Source organism: Anaerocolumna chitinilytica, from assembly GCF_014218355.1.
Lineage (GTDB): Bacteria > Bacillota > Clostridia > Lachnospirales > Lachnospiraceae > Anaerocolumna > Anaerocolumna chitinilytica.
Window position 1 is genome coordinate 5196569 of the sequence record NZ_AP023368.1, and the last position, 16497, is coordinate 5213065.

At 40.7% G+C, this 16497-nt stretch carries 14 protein-coding genes; all 14 read right to left on the reverse strand.

The features are described from left to right. Window positions 1–42 precede the first annotated feature (42 nt). Window positions 43–1206, reverse strand: coding sequence for an ABC transporter permease (locus bsdcttw_RS22850; protein WP_185257067.1), 1164 nt, complete (start codon window positions 1204–1206; stop codon window positions 43–45). Beyond that, the gene (locus bsdcttw_RS22855) at window positions 1181–2332 is read right to left on the reverse strand and encodes an ABC transporter permease (protein WP_185257068.1); all 1152 of its coding nucleotides are present in this window, start codon (window positions 2330–2332) and stop codon (window positions 1181–1183) included. The genes bsdcttw_RS22850 and bsdcttw_RS22855 overlap by 26 nt, the downstream gene beginning before the upstream one ends. A 116-nt stretch (window positions 2333–2448) precedes the next feature. Further along, window positions 2449–3390, reverse strand: a complete 942-nt coding sequence (locus tag bsdcttw_RS22860) for an ABC transporter ATP-binding protein (RefSeq protein ID WP_185257069.1) — start codon at window positions 3388–3390, stop codon at window positions 2449–2451. A gap of 472 nt (window positions 3391–3862) precedes the next feature. Then, window positions 3863–4987, reverse strand: a complete 1125-nt coding sequence (locus bsdcttw_RS22865; protein WP_185257070.1) for an anaerobic sulfatase maturase — start codon at window positions 4985–4987, stop codon at window positions 3863–3865. 343 nt (window positions 4988–5330) lie between these two features. Continuing rightward, entirely contained in the window at window positions 5331–7178 is a 1848-nt protein-coding gene (locus bsdcttw_RS22870; RefSeq protein ID WP_185257071.1) for a sulfatase, read from the reverse strand. 47 nt (window positions 7179–7225) lie between these two features. Further along, window positions 7226–9841 carry a helix-turn-helix transcriptional regulator gene (locus bsdcttw_RS25360; RefSeq protein WP_330602327.1) on the reverse strand — a complete coding sequence of 872 codons (2616 nt, stop codon included), beginning with the start codon at window positions 9839–9841 and terminating at the stop codon, window positions 7226–7228. 122 nt (window positions 9842–9963) lie between these two features. Continuing rightward, window positions 9964–10944: an ABC transporter permease gene (locus bsdcttw_RS22880; protein WP_185257072.1), complete on the reverse strand. Its 981-nt coding sequence runs from the start codon at window positions 10942–10944 to the stop codon at window positions 9964–9966. Beyond that, window positions 10941–11681 (reverse strand): ABC transporter permease, encoded by a 741-nt coding sequence (locus tag bsdcttw_RS22885; protein ID WP_185257073.1) that lies wholly within the window; start codon window positions 11679–11681, stop codon window positions 10941–10943. Before bsdcttw_RS22885 ends, bsdcttw_RS22880 begins: the two co-directional genes overlap by 4 nt. 11 nt (window positions 11682–11692) lie before the next feature. After that, on the reverse strand, window positions 11693–12640 hold the full coding sequence (locus tag bsdcttw_RS22890) for an ABC transporter ATP-binding protein (RefSeq protein WP_185257074.1): 948 nt from the start codon (window positions 12638–12640) through the stop codon (window positions 11693–11695). A gap of 167 nt (window positions 12641–12807) precedes the next feature. After that, the gene (locus bsdcttw_RS22895; protein WP_185257075.1) at window positions 12808–13665 is read right to left on the reverse strand and encodes a 2-oxo acid dehydrogenase subunit E2; all 858 of its coding nucleotides are present in this window, start codon (window positions 13663–13665) and stop codon (window positions 12808–12810) included. A gap of 89 nt (window positions 13666–13754) precedes the next feature. Further along, window positions 13755–14624: an AraC family transcriptional regulator gene (locus bsdcttw_RS22900; RefSeq protein ID WP_185259932.1), complete on the reverse strand. Its 870-nt coding sequence runs from the start codon at window positions 14622–14624 to the stop codon at window positions 13755–13757. 77 nt (window positions 14625–14701) lie between these two features. After that, complete coding sequence (locus bsdcttw_RS22905; protein WP_185257076.1) at window positions 14702–15223, reverse strand: dihydrofolate reductase family protein; 522 nt, start codon at window positions 15221–15223, stop codon at window positions 14702–14704. A gap of 24 nt (window positions 15224–15247) precedes the next feature. Then, window positions 15248–15760: a GNAT family N-acetyltransferase gene (locus tag bsdcttw_RS22910; protein ID WP_185257077.1), complete on the reverse strand. Its 513-nt coding sequence runs from the start codon at window positions 15758–15760 to the stop codon at window positions 15248–15250. A gap of 115 nt (window positions 15761–15875) precedes the next feature. Beyond that, window positions 15876–16478: a carbohydrate-binding family 9-like protein gene (locus bsdcttw_RS22915; protein WP_185257078.1), complete on the reverse strand. Its 603-nt coding sequence runs from the start codon at window positions 16476–16478 to the stop codon at window positions 15876–15878. Window positions 16479–16497: the final 19 nt, after the last annotated feature.

Sequence of the window (16497 nt, forward strand, 5' to 3'; positions counted from 1 at the left end):
CGCAGCTTTGCTGCAGGCAGAACCTTTTAACAACATTACCTATCACCCATTTTGTGCCAGGGTTCTTGATTTTGATAAATAAATCGCAGCTATAAAAAAGATAATTGCAAAGGAAAGTTCAATCCCTAGGTTGCGAAGTATAAGATGATACTCTTTTGCCGTATTGGTAAAAGTATCGATAGCCGAATTATTCATAACATACCAGTAGGTGGGCAGTACCTTTGAAAATCGCACCACACTTTTGCTCATGTATTCAAGAGGTACAAAGATACCACCAAGAAAGCTTAATCCAAGGCTGATAACATTAGCCGCCATATTCAGCGCATTCAGATTCTTTACCAGAAAACTTACCATATAGATAAGACTCATGGCTACAAGCAGGAATACCAGACTGTTAATAATAAACAGAGCACCTCTTCCCGTTAAGATATCTCCATGATATAAAACCAATGACAGCAGGATAAAAAGAGACCAGCAGATAAGGCTTAATACTCCGCATGCCAACAGCAGGATACTGTTCTTTTTTAACTCGGTTATGGAGGAACATTTGATTCTCCAGTTTAAGTCTTTCTTTCGAAAAGTAATCAGAATACCGCCCATTCCGCTCATTAACATACCAATAAGTACATAGGGGATAAATAAGTAAAAATAATAAGCATTACTTTTCTCAACATTGCTTCCCGCGGCTTTTACCATATTAACCTCTGCGGTAATCTGAGAAGCTTTTAACGTATTTTGCACTGCTTCTTCATCGGAAAAGCCTGCTACCACATAGGTACTCAATTCCGAAAGATACTGGCTTATCTTATTGTCAAGAAGCCTTCCGGCAATGCTTTGAGGTACTTTGACATTCTCTACCACAGCTTCATAATTTCCGGTTTTGATACCATTGGCAAAACCCTCTTTAATTATCAATACATACTCCACATTCCGAAAGAACAGCTCATCAGATATGGTTTCTTTATCATCTTTTATTTCCACCATATTCTGGGTACTGCTTAGATAATCATAAAGACCTTTACTGAGTGTGGAATGATCTCTGTCCAGTACGGCAATATCCACTTTGGTGTCCTTATATGCAGCCTCGGTCTGGGACTTCCCATTGCCGGACATCATAAGCGCCAATACCAAAAAGATACCAAAATAAATAATAAGACTGACAGAACGCATCTTTAGTGTTTTAAAAAATGCCAGGAATATTTGCATAACGGGTCCTCCTTAACATGAAATAGGTTCCAACTAAAAGCAGTGCAGCTATGACGCCCATTATAGCAATATCACTGTAAAATCTGTCAAAGCTCTCGTACATATTGAGAGAATACAGACAGTCCGTAATCAGTGCGGCAGGATTAATCCTGTTAAATAGCGGGAAATGATGCTCAACGATATCTTTCATATTGTTAAACATCAGACCGCTGAAGAAGGAAAGTGCCAGGGAAAGGACACTGATTATGGCATCCTTTAGATGACTTGGAATCTTACTGATTGCTCCTACGAAAGTTCCGAAGGATACTCCGATAACAGAACCCAGTAATCCGGTTACCAGGATGTATGGAATCCGTGTGCCAAAATCTATTCCCAAGATCACTATCAGATAAAAGAACAGCAGCAGAACGGAGGAAAAATTAACAAGCACACCACCGATATAATCCGCCAGGATAGCTTTGAACTTATGAGTGGGGGCAATGCCTCTTCTGGCACCGATTACCGAAAGATTAGCCTGTATGTCTTCCACACATACGGTACCAATAAAAGAGCCGTATAAACAAGTCATAGCAATCAACGCATAAAAGTACTGGGACAGATTGTTCATCTTCGTATTAGAAAAGGATATTTCGTTGTTAAATTGGATGTTTTTTGACAGGACACTGATAGCAGCTTCCATCTTCTCCGGATGTGTGCTTCCTATCTGCTCATAGATGGTTTTATCCTTCAGGTATTGCTCCAGAAAGGATTTGATAATTGTCTGATTAACTCCCTCACCGGTAACTGTAAGGGAAAGTTTAGGTGACGCATATAGAATACCGTCTACTTTACCATCGTTTAAGAGCTCCTTTGCATTACCATCCTCCGTCTTCGTCAGCTTAAACAATTGGTCTTCTCCTTCTTTACTTAAGCCGTCTAATATCTGTTCAAAAGAAGTATCGGTATTTCCCTCTGCTACAAAGGCTACCGGCACCGGGGAGAAGCTGAATTCATCCTCCTTTAGCATATTGCCAAAAGACAGGTTAAAAAAAGTACCTAGAACAATAGGAAAAGCATATATCCAGAATATCAGGCTCTTTCCCCTTATAAGACTTTTCAATCTATATTTAAGTAAGTGTAAAAACATAGCAGTCCCTCTTTCCTTTCTAATTTATACCGCGTTACTTCCAACTCTCCTCAAGATTATGCCGAGGATTTCACAGGCATAATCCTGTGTTTGAATTATGTTTTTCATAATTCAAACTAATCTCTCAGCTCTTTGCCGGTGATTTCAAGAAATACATCATTTAATGTGGGCATTTCGGAATTCACGCGTCCGAAGGAGATTCCCCTATCCTGCAAATAGTTCATTACATGAATCAGGTTGTGATTACCCCCGTCACATTTTACTGTAAGACGCTCCTCTGCATAAACTGCGGAATATACATGTTTTAAATTCTTGATATTCTCCACATCTTCTTCAGAAATAGCACGGATATCAATATAGATAGTTTCATTATTCTTAATCATGCGTTTAAGTTCATCTGCGGTTCCTTCTGCTATGTTCCTGCCTTTATCCATGATAACTATACGGGAGCAGATTTCCTCTACTTCTTCCATGTAGTGGGAGGTGTAAATGATGGTTGCACCTTGCTTGTTCAGCTCCATAATTCCTTCCAGAATCTTATTGCGGCTCTGGGGGTCTACTGCAACCGTAGGTTCATCTAAGATGATAAGTTTGGGCTTATGGGCTATACCACAGGCAATATTTAATCTTCTGAGAAGCCCTCCTGAAAGCTTTTTCGGATAATATTTTTTGAACTCGCCAAGCTCTACAAATTGTATAGCTTCTTCTACGTATTTTTTTCTCTTTTCTTTATCCTCTATGTAGAGTCCGCAGAAAAAATCAATATTCTCATAGACAGTAAGCGTGTCAAATACTGCAACGTTCTGAAAGATTACTCCCATGTTTTTCTTTAGAGAATAACTCTCCGGCTTCATCTTCTCACCAAACACTTCAATTTTTCCTTCTTCAAAACTAAGCAACGACAGAAGACAATTTATTGTAGTGGTTTTACCGGAGCCGTTAGGCCCTAGAAGTCCTAACACTTCTCCTTCTTTTATCTGCAGGTTAAAATGGTCAACTGCAGTCAGGTTTTTATATTGCTTTACCAAATTCTCAATCTTTACGACTGTTTCGCTCATTACTTTTTCCTCCCGGAATTTATTGGTACTCATTGGTATTTATATTAACAGCTATGAATCTGGAAGAAAAGTGCATAATGTAAAGAGTTCATATGACAATTGTCATGAAATATGGTGGGGGGGGTTTTGGGAAATGTGGGGGTAAAAGACAGGCTGTGGTTTGCCTGATAGAATCAATTGGTAAGTAGTGAAACCTCAAGTGTCTGGAAAGGGTCTGACAGCTCCGATTCTAAGGCTGGAATTCACTAAGAGAGTTCACTTATGGTGATTAACAGGTTAAAAAAGTGCAAACTCCTCGCTTTGCTCGTCAGACAAGCACTTTTTTAACCTATCACCATATATGAACTCTCTAAGTGAATTTACCCAACCTTCAATCAGTCACTGTCAGACCCTTTCCAGACACTTGAGGTTGCATTTAGGTTGTGGATTGATTTTATCAGGCAAATGGAAGCTTGTTGGGGTCCCTTTTGCGCTATATGTGGCTTTCTTGATAAATTTTTGCAACATGTATTAATTTTTTATATTCTATTTCAAAAAATTGAAAGAAGCTTTTGCAAAAATAATTATCGTAAGCTCCGCTTTGCTCGTTAAAATCCCGGTTTCTCTGGCAGCCGCCCCGGCATAAGAAATGATAAGGGCACTCTTTGCAGGCTTTGCTGATTTTTTGCGAGGTTTCTATAAAGCGGATGGTTTCTCGGTTTCGGTCTATGATGTCCAGTTGGTCTTGATTGAAGTTACCGATACGGTACTTGTCCAACATATAAAAATCACAAGGATATACGCTTCCGTCAGCTTCTGCTACATATTGGAGACCGCAGACTCCGCTTTGGTCACAGGCTTCTGGATATAGTCCCATCAGAATACCGATGTAGTTCTCGAACTGGCGGATATAGGGCTGTCTCCCTTTTAAGCAGTCCTCATACCACAGGTCGAATAAACGTATTAAGAAACTGCCGTATTCTTCTGGACTTAAGGCATATTCGTTCTGTCCATGTTTTTCTTCCAGTGGGTCAAGGCAAGCGATGTACTGCTGGTAATTCCAGTTGTTTTTTTTGTATTTCATATAGATTTCTTCTATGTTGGCAGCTGTTTTTCTATTTACAACAGTTAAGATATTATAATCGACCTGATACCGCTCCAGTTGGCGAATGCCATCTAATACCTTATCATAGGTACCCTCTCCAAGCTTATTGTGCCTGTAAGCATTATGGATTTCCCTGGTTCCATCTACTGATACCCCAAGAAGAAAGTTATTTTCCTTAAAGAAACGGCACCAGTCTTCATTCAGGGAATAGCCATTGGTCTGGAGAGCATTGTTTATGGGGAGGTTATTTTTGTTGTATTTCTTCTGGTAATAGATTGCCTTTTCAAAGAATTCCAAACCGCTTAGAGTTGGCTCTCCTCCCTGGTAGGCATAGCTTATTCCTCCCTCGGCTCTTGGTAGTGTCCTTCGTAGGATGTTCTTTAAGGTTTCTTCTGTCATAAAGCCAAGTGAGCTTTTGTCTCTCTTCTCCATCTCATCGCAATAGAAACAGTAGTCACAGCTCATATTGCAGAGTCCGGAAGAAGGTTTTAGCAATATACTTAGGGGGGGCATTATTATCTCCTATCATAAATGAATTTTTGGCGAACGGACGCTGACAGGAAGGTGGTACTTAAGTTTATCCTCGAGAACCTTTACTCCACTAAAACCACAGCAAATGCAACTGACAGTCAAAACAGCGCCAAACTCGCTGTAACTATATGGAGGAGGTTGTTTGTCGTGCTCAAACAATGGCGTTGTTTTTCCTAGTTGCATTTTCTGTGGCTTAAGTGTCATAAAGAACCTCTCGAGATTAAACTTAAGTACCACCTTCCTGTCAGCTGTTTATGTCAAAATTTTTATTAGATTAGTTTACAGTGACCAACTGAATCTAAAAACTAAATATTTTTTCATTATGTTATGCCTTTGCATAGGCATTCAGTGTAGGTAATACTTTCTTAACTGGCTTCAGCTCTTGCATGGTTTCTGCTTGCTGCTCTATATATTGGTTGAGGTCTTCAATTCTTATGGTTTTATCGTTCTGATTTTCAATCCGGTTAGAAGCCAGGTAATCCTCAAGGTTTTTTTCCAGTTGTTCTGCCTGTTCTCTGCGGAATAGGGATGATATGGTATAGAACAGCTCTTTTGCTTCTGGTTGCCATTGATATTGCTCGTAGATACCAGCTGACATTCTTTTTGCTCTTTCTTCTCTTTGTTCCAACAGCATGGTAAGGGTGAATTCTCTGTCTTTTGGCAGACCAAATCTCTCGTACTGCTCGGCAGGCGCTTCGCTGCTTTTCAGCAATGTGAGCATGCCGTTTATTAGCTTTGTTTCCATCTGAGAATCATCTATATTTTGAAGTTGGCTAGGATCTTCTTTTGTATCAAATAATAGGTTTTTAGCAAGGCAAAGGTTAAAGGGGTTTGATACTCTAAACTGAAGGAGTTTGGCTCCTTTTGTAAAGCCAAAGCCTTCTGAAAGCTCGGCAGTCTGTAACTTCTCAGTGGAGAACATACAGTTCATGTTGGTGGGCATTAAGGTATATTCATAATAGTCCACGGATTTCTCCGGTGCCCTGAGATAGGTATAGCGCCCGTCACTGGTATTTAAAGTACCGCCAAAATAACCGTATAGTACCTGTTCGTGAATAACCTCATTTTCGGCGTAGGCTTTCCTTAAGGGTTTTCCCTGCATGTCCTTTGGAATATCAACACCAAAGAAATCCAGAAGGGTTGCCGGAATATCAATGGTCTGAGCCAGTTTCTCACAGACTCCTGTCAAGTTATTATGGGAAATATTGTTATCATAAGTTGGATTTTGAAGATATGGGCCATTTTTATAACGAGGGTCATAAATAAAGAAGGGAGTGTTAGCAACCTCGTTATATAAAGGTGCGATATTTTTTGCCCACCATTTATGTTCTCCCATTAAGAAGCCATGGTCGGTATTAACTATAAGCATGGTATCTTCCCACAGGTTATACTTGTCCATGGCATCAAGCACCAGTCCCAGCTTATCATCACACATGGTAACTAAGGCACTGTACTCAGCCTTTATATGGTTTACCATCTCTTCACTTTCCCTTACCGGTCCATAACTTGGCCAATCAAAATGCTTGCCGCTGTAAGGGTGGGGATATAAATCTCTGTATTCCTGCCCGGCAAAGAAGGGTTCATGAGGGTCAAAGGCCTCTATCTGTAAGAACCAATTGTCACTGTCTTTATTCGTTTCTATAAATTCCAGGCCCGCTGCAAAGGTTCTGGACTGGGGCATTTCCTTGTTACTGGTCAGATATTTGCGGTTAATCCAGTCCTGCCGCCAGAGCCTTGGCATATCCTGGGCCTTCTGGTAGTTCTCACAGGGTGGAATAACCGGGTCTTTTACTTCTCCTTTCCAATAATCCCCCTCCTGTCCTCGGAATATTTCAAAGGAAGAATAACGGTTATGGTAAGTTGCTCCGCCATCCTCCAGATAATGATAATGATCTGTAACCAGATGGGTATACGTTCCGTGCTCCCTTAGAATCTGAGGCATGGAATCATCGAAAGGTTCCACCGGTCCCCAGCCTCTATGTAAAAAGTTATACCGTCCGGTATGCAATTCCCGCCTGGCAGGCATACAGGGCATACTGCCTACAAAAAAATTATCAAAACGCACTGTTTTCTTCGCCAGACGTTCAAAGTTCGGTGTATGGACAAACTCACAGCCATATGGTGATAAAAACCCCTTACTAAGACTGTCATACATAACCATGATTGCTTTCATAAACTGCCTCCTCTACATTACCTAAACCCATATAATAATTTGTATCTCTATGTTCTTAACAAGCCTTTCTTTCTCCCTGCTTCTACTGCCAGCATTCTGGAAGATACCTGCAGTTTACTAAAAATGCTTAGTACATGTGTTTTGACCGTAGCCTGGGAAATACACAGATTCTCTGCAATCTCCCGATTGGTGATACCCTTGGCAAGCTCTGCTAAAACCTCCCTCTCACGCTCAGATAAGAGTTCCGCTGCTTTTAGTGGTGCCGCCTTTTCCCCGCAGACCTCCAGAACTTCTTTCAGAAACTCTGTCTCTTTGCCTGGAATTGAATCTTTCATTGCTTCTCTTTGTAATAGTTCCTTTATCAGAGGAAGAAGTATCTTTCTGTCCAGGTAGAAGGGTATCAGTATACGGTCTTCCCAGGCATAATGAATAGCTTCCTTTAGCAGGTTGTCAATCTCTCTGCCGCATAAAACCTGATTTTTACTCCCCGACAGGATAACTATCTTTAAGATATCTGCCTCAACTAATCGAATCTTATTCCCATGCATCCTGGAGAAGGTCATTATCTCCTCCGCCTCTTTACAGGCTTCCTTCACTTCTCCCTGGTTATATAAGATTCTTGCCCTGAGAAGTCTCATAAAAGGCTGTGATTTAAAATTGGCTGCACTATCAAGCTCCTTTAAATACTCATTGGCTAAGGTCTCTGTCAGTTTTCCTGCACAGGATAGTTCATGCACCAGTCTGCTGAAGCTAAGCTTACTAAAGGCAGCATACCTCATTATTAAATCTTCCACCGCCAGTGCACCGCCGTCATTATCCCCAGTTAAGAACATCATCTCTGCCAGATGATAATCTAGGGTTATACTTGCAATATCCGATTGTATGTACCTGGCGTCTATTAGCTCTTTGACCTCTTTCAGGGTTTCCTCTGCTTTTTGAAGTTCCATTCTCTTCATATAGACTCCTAAAAGGCCAAAGTGATAATTGATTCCGATTCCTGCCATCAAAGAAAGGCTTTGAAACAGCTCCTTTGACCTGGCATAACAGGAGAGGCTTTCATTCAGATTCCCTATTTCTTCATTTACTTGTGCCAGTTGGTTATACGCAAAAAATTCCACAAATACATTTGTACCATTGCATATCTGAATTGCCTTCAAATTGCAGTTACGGGCTTCCTCGTATTGCATTTGTTCTATCATAGCCGCGGAATTCTCAACCAGAATCATTGCCTTTGCAATCTTCCCAAAAGGAAGAAGCTCAATCTGCCTTGCAGGAAGAGAATAGTATTCCGGAATAATCCCTTCTGTTTGCAGAACGTAACTTTCGGCAAACTTAACAATATGAATAACATCCGAATCCCCATAATACTCCTTGAACTTGTGATAGAGCATCATGCAGCGTTCCACTCTGACATTCCCAAGATTATACATAAAACACTGGGCAGCAAGGTCCACATCCGTCATCAGCTTGTCAAGAGGTATTCTGTCAAGATAACTCCAGGATTCCATTCTGCCTTCCATCTTCTTAGCCACCAAAAGGATAGCGTCATAATCTTCTGCTCCATAATACTCATTCATTGCCTCTTCCGGATCCCCAAGATCACTAAAAATATCTCCGGCTTTTTTATGGAATTCAATCTTAAGTTTATCCGGATATTTTTCAAATTGTCCTATCAGATACTCTGAAAGAATATTGTGGTAACGATATATCCCCTTTGCTTCATCAATACAAATAATAAATAAATTCTTTTTTATAAGCCCCTCTATCATATGTTCAAAATCAGCTGCTGAAAATTCTTCCATTAACCTGCTGCATAGGGCAGCATTAAAATAGGACAGAACTCCTGTTTTTATAAGAAAAGTCTTCTCACCTTCCGTTAGAGACTCATATATTTCACGAGTCAGATATTCTGCGGTTATACCGCTGCTGTTTCGTAACAACTGACCCGTTAATTGTCCTGCTGCTACGGATAATTGAAGGCCTCCAATCCAACCTTCCGCATAGTTATTTAACTCTGTAAGCTCTCTCTCACTAACAGCAAGTTTTAAGGTAGTTTTAAGAAAAGATATGCCTTCCTCCTGAGACAGCCTCATCTGGTTCCCATCGATGAAAAGCAGTCTTGCAGACATTGCTAGGGGTCCTAAGTACACCGGCGGCTCTTCTCTGGATAAAAGAAAAAGATGAAAATTAGACGGCATGGATTTTAGAAAAAATTCCAGAGTCTTAACTAACATTTCATCCTTTATATACTGGACATCATCCAGAACCATGTAATAATCCGTTTCACCACACAGTCTGTTAATAAGAGCAATCAGTAGACCCTCCATTTGAGTTGCGTCGGAATTGGCCCGGATCCTATCCAGTAAACTTTCTTCTTCCCAATAGGAGCTCACTGCCGCAATAAAATACGTCCAAAAGGAATAGACATTGACATTGGAAGAATCCAAAGTCAGCCAACAGACATTTTTTAAAGAAGTCTCTCGAATAAAAGAGGTTAACAGAGTTGTCTTACCGGTACCGGCTCCGCCGCTGATAAAAATTACGCTCATATCCTCACAGGCAGAAAGCTTATCAAACAGGCACTTTCGGAGAATATAATTCTTTCTTGGAGCTGGAATTTTCAATTTTGTAGAAAGCAGCAGTGTATCGTTTGGAAGGCTCATGTTAACCCCTTTCGTAACATCTAATCATCAAACCAAGGTTTTAGTCCTAGGTACTAATATCACGTTATTTTATTATTATATTACTCATTAACCCCTTTTACAAGCAAGCTCTCAAAATCTGCTCAGACCCGTTTGATATACATTTTCTGAAGTTTTATACAGGATATTGCAAAAAGCACTGCTGAAAAAAGGATAACATAGATAATATAGCCGCAATACGCTACACCTTTCCCCTGCTCCAGATACTCTATAAAGTCCATTATTGCTTTTTGAGGCAGTACTTTTATTATATGGTCCAGTATATCATTATTCTTACTAAAGCTGTAAAAGCTGCCGGACAAGGTAGTTGCCAGTACCATGATAGAATTTCCAAGCATAGTAGCATTATCTGATTTTTGTATCATTACATATAAGAGCATTGCCAGAGAGACTCCAAAGAATCCGATAACAACGATAAGCCCTGCATATTCTGAGAGTGAGAACCCGATATTCCTGCCGCTTAATTTTAGAATTACCAGTAAAATATATTCCGGAAACAGCAAAGAAAGGCAATAGGTCACATGAGCCAATAGATAACCCCAGAAAGACGCCGGTGCTGCAAAGACCTTTTTAATCTGTCCCTGTTCTTTATCATCTGCAAAGACAAACAGGTTGGAAAAGGAAAGCATCATTAAAAACATCATCATAAATCCAATAATATTAGCTCCTATCCCCCTTTCATAGCCTATCTTCGGCGGTTTTGCCTTTGGATGTGTCAGCAGATATAAAAGCATTTCTTCGTACTTTTGATTTTTAAGAGTTTTAATCGTATAATTTCCATCGGTTTTAAGGGTTACATAGGCATCATATTTCTGCTCCACAAGTGCGGAATAAGGAGGTTCCTTTTGAGCAACGCTAAATTTGAGATATTTAGATTGTTCTCCTAAAACTGTCTTTTCATCTTTTGTTATAAGCACCACCCTTCCCTTTACATGGGGTACTCCCGAGAGATAAACAGCCAGCATAGTAGAAGAAAGGGCAATTGCCGTCATAACAACAAGCAGTATTATCCGTGGACGGGTACGCAGATAATTATTTTTTAGTACCGTGATAAATGTCTTCATAGGTAATCCTCCGTTTTAAAGGTCAGACTGCAGCCTGCAACCAGCAATACTGAAAGGAGGATAGCAGCGCTAAACATTGGTAACAGATAATGTCTATCGTTATCACAGGCAAGTGTAAAAAAGGCTTCATTCACCCATTTCACTGGTGATAATCTCGACAGGAATGCTACGGTACGCCCCAGCCCCTCCAGAGAAAAGAAGGTTCCGCCTAACACACATAAAAGGCTGACTGTTGTACTAAGTAAAGTGCTGGTGGCCTCCTCACTGTGAAATATACAGCAAAAAAAGATTCCAAGAGCCGCAGCAGCAAACTCCATTGGCGCCATCAACAGTATAAAATACGCCGGATGAACCCCGATACTTACGTGGAGCAGCGGGCACAAAAGGGCAATGACCAGAATATGAAGCAGATAATCAAATAGGAATGAAGCTAAGATCTTGGAAAAATAAATAGGAAAGCTTCCGACAGGAGAATAAATAATTCTCAGATTTGCTTTCTTAATATCTCTCTCCATAAAGCAGTTGGAAGCTGTCATTGCTCCGTTTAATATCCCGAAAACGAGCATGGAAATCAAGTAATACTGGTAAGAGGTTTTGCTGTTTGCATAATTTCCACTGCCAAGAAAGCCTAAGATTACTATTAATAGGGCTGAAAAACAAGTATTTGCATTTACTAGTACCGGGTTTTTAAACAAATTAGCAAAATCCAGTTTAAAAATAGTGAAAAAGCGTCTCATAGTATCCCTCCCTAATCCCTTAGCTTTCGGCCGGTAAGCTTTAGAAATACCGTCTCAAGACTTGTGGCTTCGCTGGTAATGTTCTTTATTTTTTCCCCTTGGTCGCTAAGCAAGGCGATTATGCGGTCAAGGTTTTCTATTCCTTTTAGGGAAGAAAGCTCCAGTATGTTTTCTTCTATTTTCACGTTTTTCACACCTTCAATGGAGAATAGGTCTTCCGCCTGTATTTTCTTTCTCTCCTCCAGTTCTATGGTATAGCGTTTATCATTTCCGATGCTCTCCTTTAGGTCTTCCTTCGTACCTTCCGCGATAATTGCGCCGTAATCCATAATAATTATGCGGGTGGAGATTGCTTCTACCTCCTCCATGTAATGGGTAGTATAAATTACTGTCATCCCGTTTTCCTGCAGCCTTCTGATAGAGTCAAGAATGTGGTTGCGGCTTTGAGGGTCTATTCCTACCGTGGGTTCATCCATTATTACCAGTTCCGGTTTATGAGCGATAGCGCAGGCTATGTTAAGGCGCCTCTTCATACCTCCTGAGAAGGTTTTGACCTTATCCTTTCTCCTGTCAGTAAGCCCTGCAAATGCCAGCGCCTCTTCTACCGCGGTATTCAAAGTTTCACCCTGAAGGCCATAGAGAGAAGCAAAAAATCTTAAATTGCGCTCTGCACTCAGCTCTTCATAAAGAGCAATGTCCTGGGGAACAATCCCTAATACCTGTTTATAATCTGTTAAGTCCTTCCTCCTGCGTTTTATCTGTCTCCCTTTAAAGGAAATTTCTCCGCCGTTACTGCTAAGAGAAGCTGTCAATATATTTATAGTGGTACTTTTACCTGCTCCGTTTGGACCCAGAATGCAGAGTATCTCACCCTTATACACCTCAAAATCAATTCCCTTTAGAACAACCTTCTCTTTATAGCTTTTGGACAGCTTACTGCACTTTAACATTACTTCCATCGAATCTTATTCCCCTTTCTTTCCTGTGCCTTTGGCTCAGATACTGTATCTGTTAACTGATGCAACTTATCATACTTCAGAAGGGAATAAAAAAAATCAACCCTTCGGTTGATTTGAAGGGTTGATTTTATATTGGGTATTTGGTTGATAGAAGTAAAATAAACCGGTTACCAGGTACGCATACTCTTTGGATTCTGAAAAATTTCTTCCAAGCGGTTTATAAAGGGTGCCACTTCTCCGAAGTCCAAGGCACGATGATCGAAGGCTATCGTAATGGGAAGTATCTTTCGGATACCGATAGCGGACTTCTTATCCTTCATCTGATAAACTCCCGGTTTCTCCTGGAGCACTCCTATTCCGATGACGCAAACCTGTGGCGGAATAACATCCAGGAGTCCAATTCTCCCCTGGGTTCCCTTAATTGCCGCCCCAAGATTTGATACCGTTATGGTCCCCTGATCTAGCATTTCCCTGTTAAGTATAACTCCCTTACTTCTTTGGCTGTTATCACTGTAAAGAACTGCCCCAAGACTGCGACCGATAACTTTTCTTATCTTACCCTTTCGCAGATTCCTTAAACTGTCCTTTAGTCCGACTCTTAATAGAGAACGCTCCATATCCGATGTTCTGACCTGCTCCATCATCTCTGCTATCTGCTTCTCCATGGCTGCAAGGGGTTTGGTTCCTATGTCGCGCAGATTAACCGTTATCATCTCTCCGCTTGGGAGCAGCACCGGCATATTGATATTAATCTTTTCTTTTATGGTAATCCGCCCTGACAAAAGAAAGGTATTATAACGTATTTCAGCATTCATCTGAGGTGCCGACTTGATTCCTTCCACGATAACCCTCAGCAGAATTGTATTAAAAGATATGTTTGCCAGTTGTTTAAATTCTTCATAGAACTTTGTAACATCCGCTTCATAGACATATGACACATGAGGAATATCCTTCCACCCCTCCTGTGTTACACTGGCTATTACTTTCTTTCTGATATTAAAATAGGTTGTTTTCTCTGCCTTCATAGAAGACCAGCTTTCCTTGCCTTTCGCATATTATAGATAACATATGCAGTATCAGAAAAAGTGCTGCTACTATTATTTCTTTCCGGAAACTATTTATTTTCCACAGCTATCCATACCTCCTGGCGGTTCTCCTGTAAATAGCATTCGATTACAGGAAGGTCAGCCAGTGCATAACCGGAATTGGGGAGCCATTCCGTGTAGAATTGCTTGTAGACTCGCTGTACTGCCTCCGGTAACTCCCCATTTGCTTCAAATACTGCCCAGGTAGCTGCGGGATACGAGATTTCTTCCATTCCTTCCGGAGGTGAAATAGGTGTACACTCTTCCCCATCTACCCAATTCGTGACTGCAAGGATATACCTCATCTCTTCTGCATTACCCCATCTGCCTCCCTCTGCAATACCAAGAAACCCCGCCGGTCTATAATCCGGATAGTTTGTCATAAATGAATCCATTACACCATTCTTCCAGGCAGCTTCCCATATCCCAGGAATAACCTCAAAAGCTTTCTCGGTTTTTACTCGGTACGATATTCCCATCACCCGAAAAGCAGGCCATTGTTCAATTTGATAATTCATATGATGTTCTCCCTTTATCGTGATTTGAAAGGAGAGCTTTGGACAGGACCGCAGTTGTACGGTTTCATTCCTGACTCTGGACGGCGATACTCCATGAAAATTCTTAAACGCCCTGGAAAATGCATCCTGGGATTCATAGCCGTACTTTAAGCCAATATCGATAATCCTGTCCCTGCCGTTTAACAGATCAAAAGCAGCCACGGTAAGGCGTCTGTTCCTGATATATTCAGCCAACGGCTTGTCTGCAAGATAGGAAAACATCCGCTGATAATTGTAGACGGAACAATCTGCAAAACCGGCTAATTTCTCATAAGATATTTCCTTGTCCAGATTATCCTCAATATATCTTATAGACTTATTCAATTTCTCAATCCAATCCACGCTCTCACCTCCTGACCTTATCATATACAATATCAAATTCTTCTGCCCGGCTTCTTCTGCCGCATATTGCTGGATAGTTATATTGTCTCGTAGTGCAGCTCTGCAAATTGGTTAACTCTTCTTACACCTAATAATCTTAACCTTGTTTCAAAATCATTCTTCTTAAACAGAGGTATTCCATCTCCTATAATTGTCGGAGCTATCGTAATAAACCATTCATCTATCAACCGATTTGCTATAAAGTGCTGTAGCAGCTCACCTCCGCCAACTACCCAGATATCCTTCCCCTCTTTCTGCCTTAGATTCTTAATGAACTCGGTAATATCCCCATTAAAAAAACGGACATACTCATCCTTACCCTGTTTCCTTTCGGAAAAAACAAAGCATTCCTTATCCTTATAAGGGAAATTATCCCCCTCTGCATTCAGAATCCAGTCATAAGTTCTTCTGCCCATAATAACAGTATCAACATGTTCGATAAACTCTGAATACCCGTTGTCTCCTTCGCCTTCCGTAGAAAATAACCACTCCAATGAGTCTTCTTTCGTTGCGATATACCCATCCAGACTTGTTGCAATGTATAACACTACTTTCCTCATCTGCCATGTACCTCCTTAATTTTTTTATACAGTAATCACTTTTTCCATCAGGTAAAACCTGCCCTTACGGAAGTTAACCTCTCCTGCGATATGATAACCTATTGATTGATACATCTTTAATGCATAAGGATTCTGGGTAAATGCATCCAGTCTTATAGAAGATACCCCCTGCTCCCTTAAGTTATTCTCAATGTGCACCAAAGTCTGTTTTCCAAATCCTCTATTCTGAAACTTAGGATGCACACAAAGCCTGTGAATTACTTTGTAATTCTCCGTATCAAGCACCCACTTTCCCCCGTCATACTGCTCGTCGCAATCCTTATTAATTACGAAAGTAACAGCTATATCACCATCTGATAATCCTACAGAAAGCTCGTCCTTTTCAATATCCTGTTCCACATCTTCTCGGTTCGGATATATTTCATCCCATTGATAGATTCCGTTTGCTACCATTTCTCTCACTCCGTTAAAAATAAGCTCACAAATCTCATCTCTATCTTCTTTTGTTCCTTTACGAAACAGCAACTTTTCTTCCATAGCCAGGCCTCCGATGTGATTGCATGTATTATCAATATTATAACATAATCAAAGGGTAGAAAAAAACTGTCAATTCCAAAAGAAATCGGCAGTTTTATTTTAGTTCGTAACAGACTTATATAATCACTGCCCTTTGAAAAAATTCCGGCAGATGAAAATTTGGTTTTTCGCTGATAATAGGAGCAAAGCTTCCGTAATGCTCCTGACCTGGTGTCTGGCATACCTTATAAAAATTGCAGGTAAAACTGTCCCCGGATTGCAGGGGGCCGCCACCAAAGAACCGTACAATCAGTCCCATAGGAATCTTTAGAAGGATGCTCCAGGAATCTTCCTTGATGCCAGCTTCACATATCGCTTTCTGTTCCTTGTCATAGGAAATGAACTCCCGTGCTTTTGCAGTACCAAACTGGCTTAACATTGCACCGTTTGCATTCATCTCAAAATTTAGATAAGTTTGATCTGACCCTCCCGCTGAAAAGCTTAAAAATGCTTCCATGGCACTATCCTCATAAACAGGGTCGTTCTCCTTGGTAAAGGTTCTTAAAGGATTCCTCTCTACCGCAGTCATGGAAATAATCAAACCATAACCCTCTAACAGTCCCATTCTTCCATAAGCTTCCGGCTTCTCTCCATCTGCCCACTGATAATGATCAATGCAGAACTTCTCGCATTCCTCCAACTGTTCCAAACTAGTTATTCTATGCACTTCATAATTCATAGTAACCTCCATACGCCAA

Excerpts from the sequence above, each read along its gene's own strand:
- bsdcttw_RS22850 (WP_185257067.1), bottom strand. The coding sequence starts at position 1,206 with ATGCAAATATTCCTGGCATTTTTTAAAACACTAAAGATGCGTTCTGTC.
- bsdcttw_RS22855 (WP_185257068.1), bottom strand. The coding sequence starts at position 2,332 with ATGTTTTTACACTTACTTAAATATAGATTGAAAAGTCTTATAAGGGGA.
- bsdcttw_RS22860 (WP_185257069.1), bottom strand. The coding sequence starts at position 3,390 with ATGAGCGAAACAGTCGTAAAGATTGAGAATTTGGTAAAGCAATATAAA.
- bsdcttw_RS22865 (WP_185257070.1), bottom strand. The coding sequence starts at position 4,987 with ATGCCCCCCCTAAGTATATTGCTAAAACCTTCTTCCGGACTCTGCAAT.
- bsdcttw_RS22870 (WP_185257071.1), bottom strand. The coding sequence starts at position 7,178 with ATGAAAGCAATCATGGTTATGTATGACAGTCTTAGTAAGGGGTTTTTA.
- bsdcttw_RS25360 (WP_330602327.1), bottom strand. The coding sequence starts at position 9,841 with ATGAGCCTTCCAAACGATACACTGCTGCTTTCTACAAAATTGAAAATT.
- bsdcttw_RS22880 (WP_185257072.1), bottom strand. The coding sequence starts at position 10,944 with ATGAAGACATTTATCACGGTACTAAAAAATAATTATCTGCGTACCCGT.
- bsdcttw_RS22885 (WP_185257073.1), bottom strand. The coding sequence starts at position 11,681 with ATGAGACGCTTTTTCACTATTTTTAAACTGGATTTTGCTAATTTGTTT.
- bsdcttw_RS22890 (WP_185257074.1), bottom strand. The coding sequence starts at position 12,640 with ATGGAAGTAATGTTAAAGTGCAGTAAGCTGTCCAAAAGCTATAAAGAG.
- bsdcttw_RS22895 (WP_185257075.1), bottom strand. The coding sequence starts at position 13,665 with ATGAAGGCAGAGAAAACAACCTATTTTAATATCAGAAAGAAAGTAATA.
- bsdcttw_RS22905 (WP_185257076.1), bottom strand. The coding sequence starts at position 15,223 with ATGAGGAAAGTAGTGTTATACATTGCAACAAGTCTGGATGGGTATATC.
- bsdcttw_RS22910 (WP_185257077.1), bottom strand. The coding sequence starts at position 15,760 with ATGGAAGAAAAGTTGCTGTTTCGTAAAGGAACAAAAGAAGATAGAGAT.
- bsdcttw_RS22915 (WP_185257078.1), bottom strand. The coding sequence starts at position 16,478 with ATGAATTATGAAGTGCATAGAATAACTAGTTTGGAACAGTTGGAGGAA.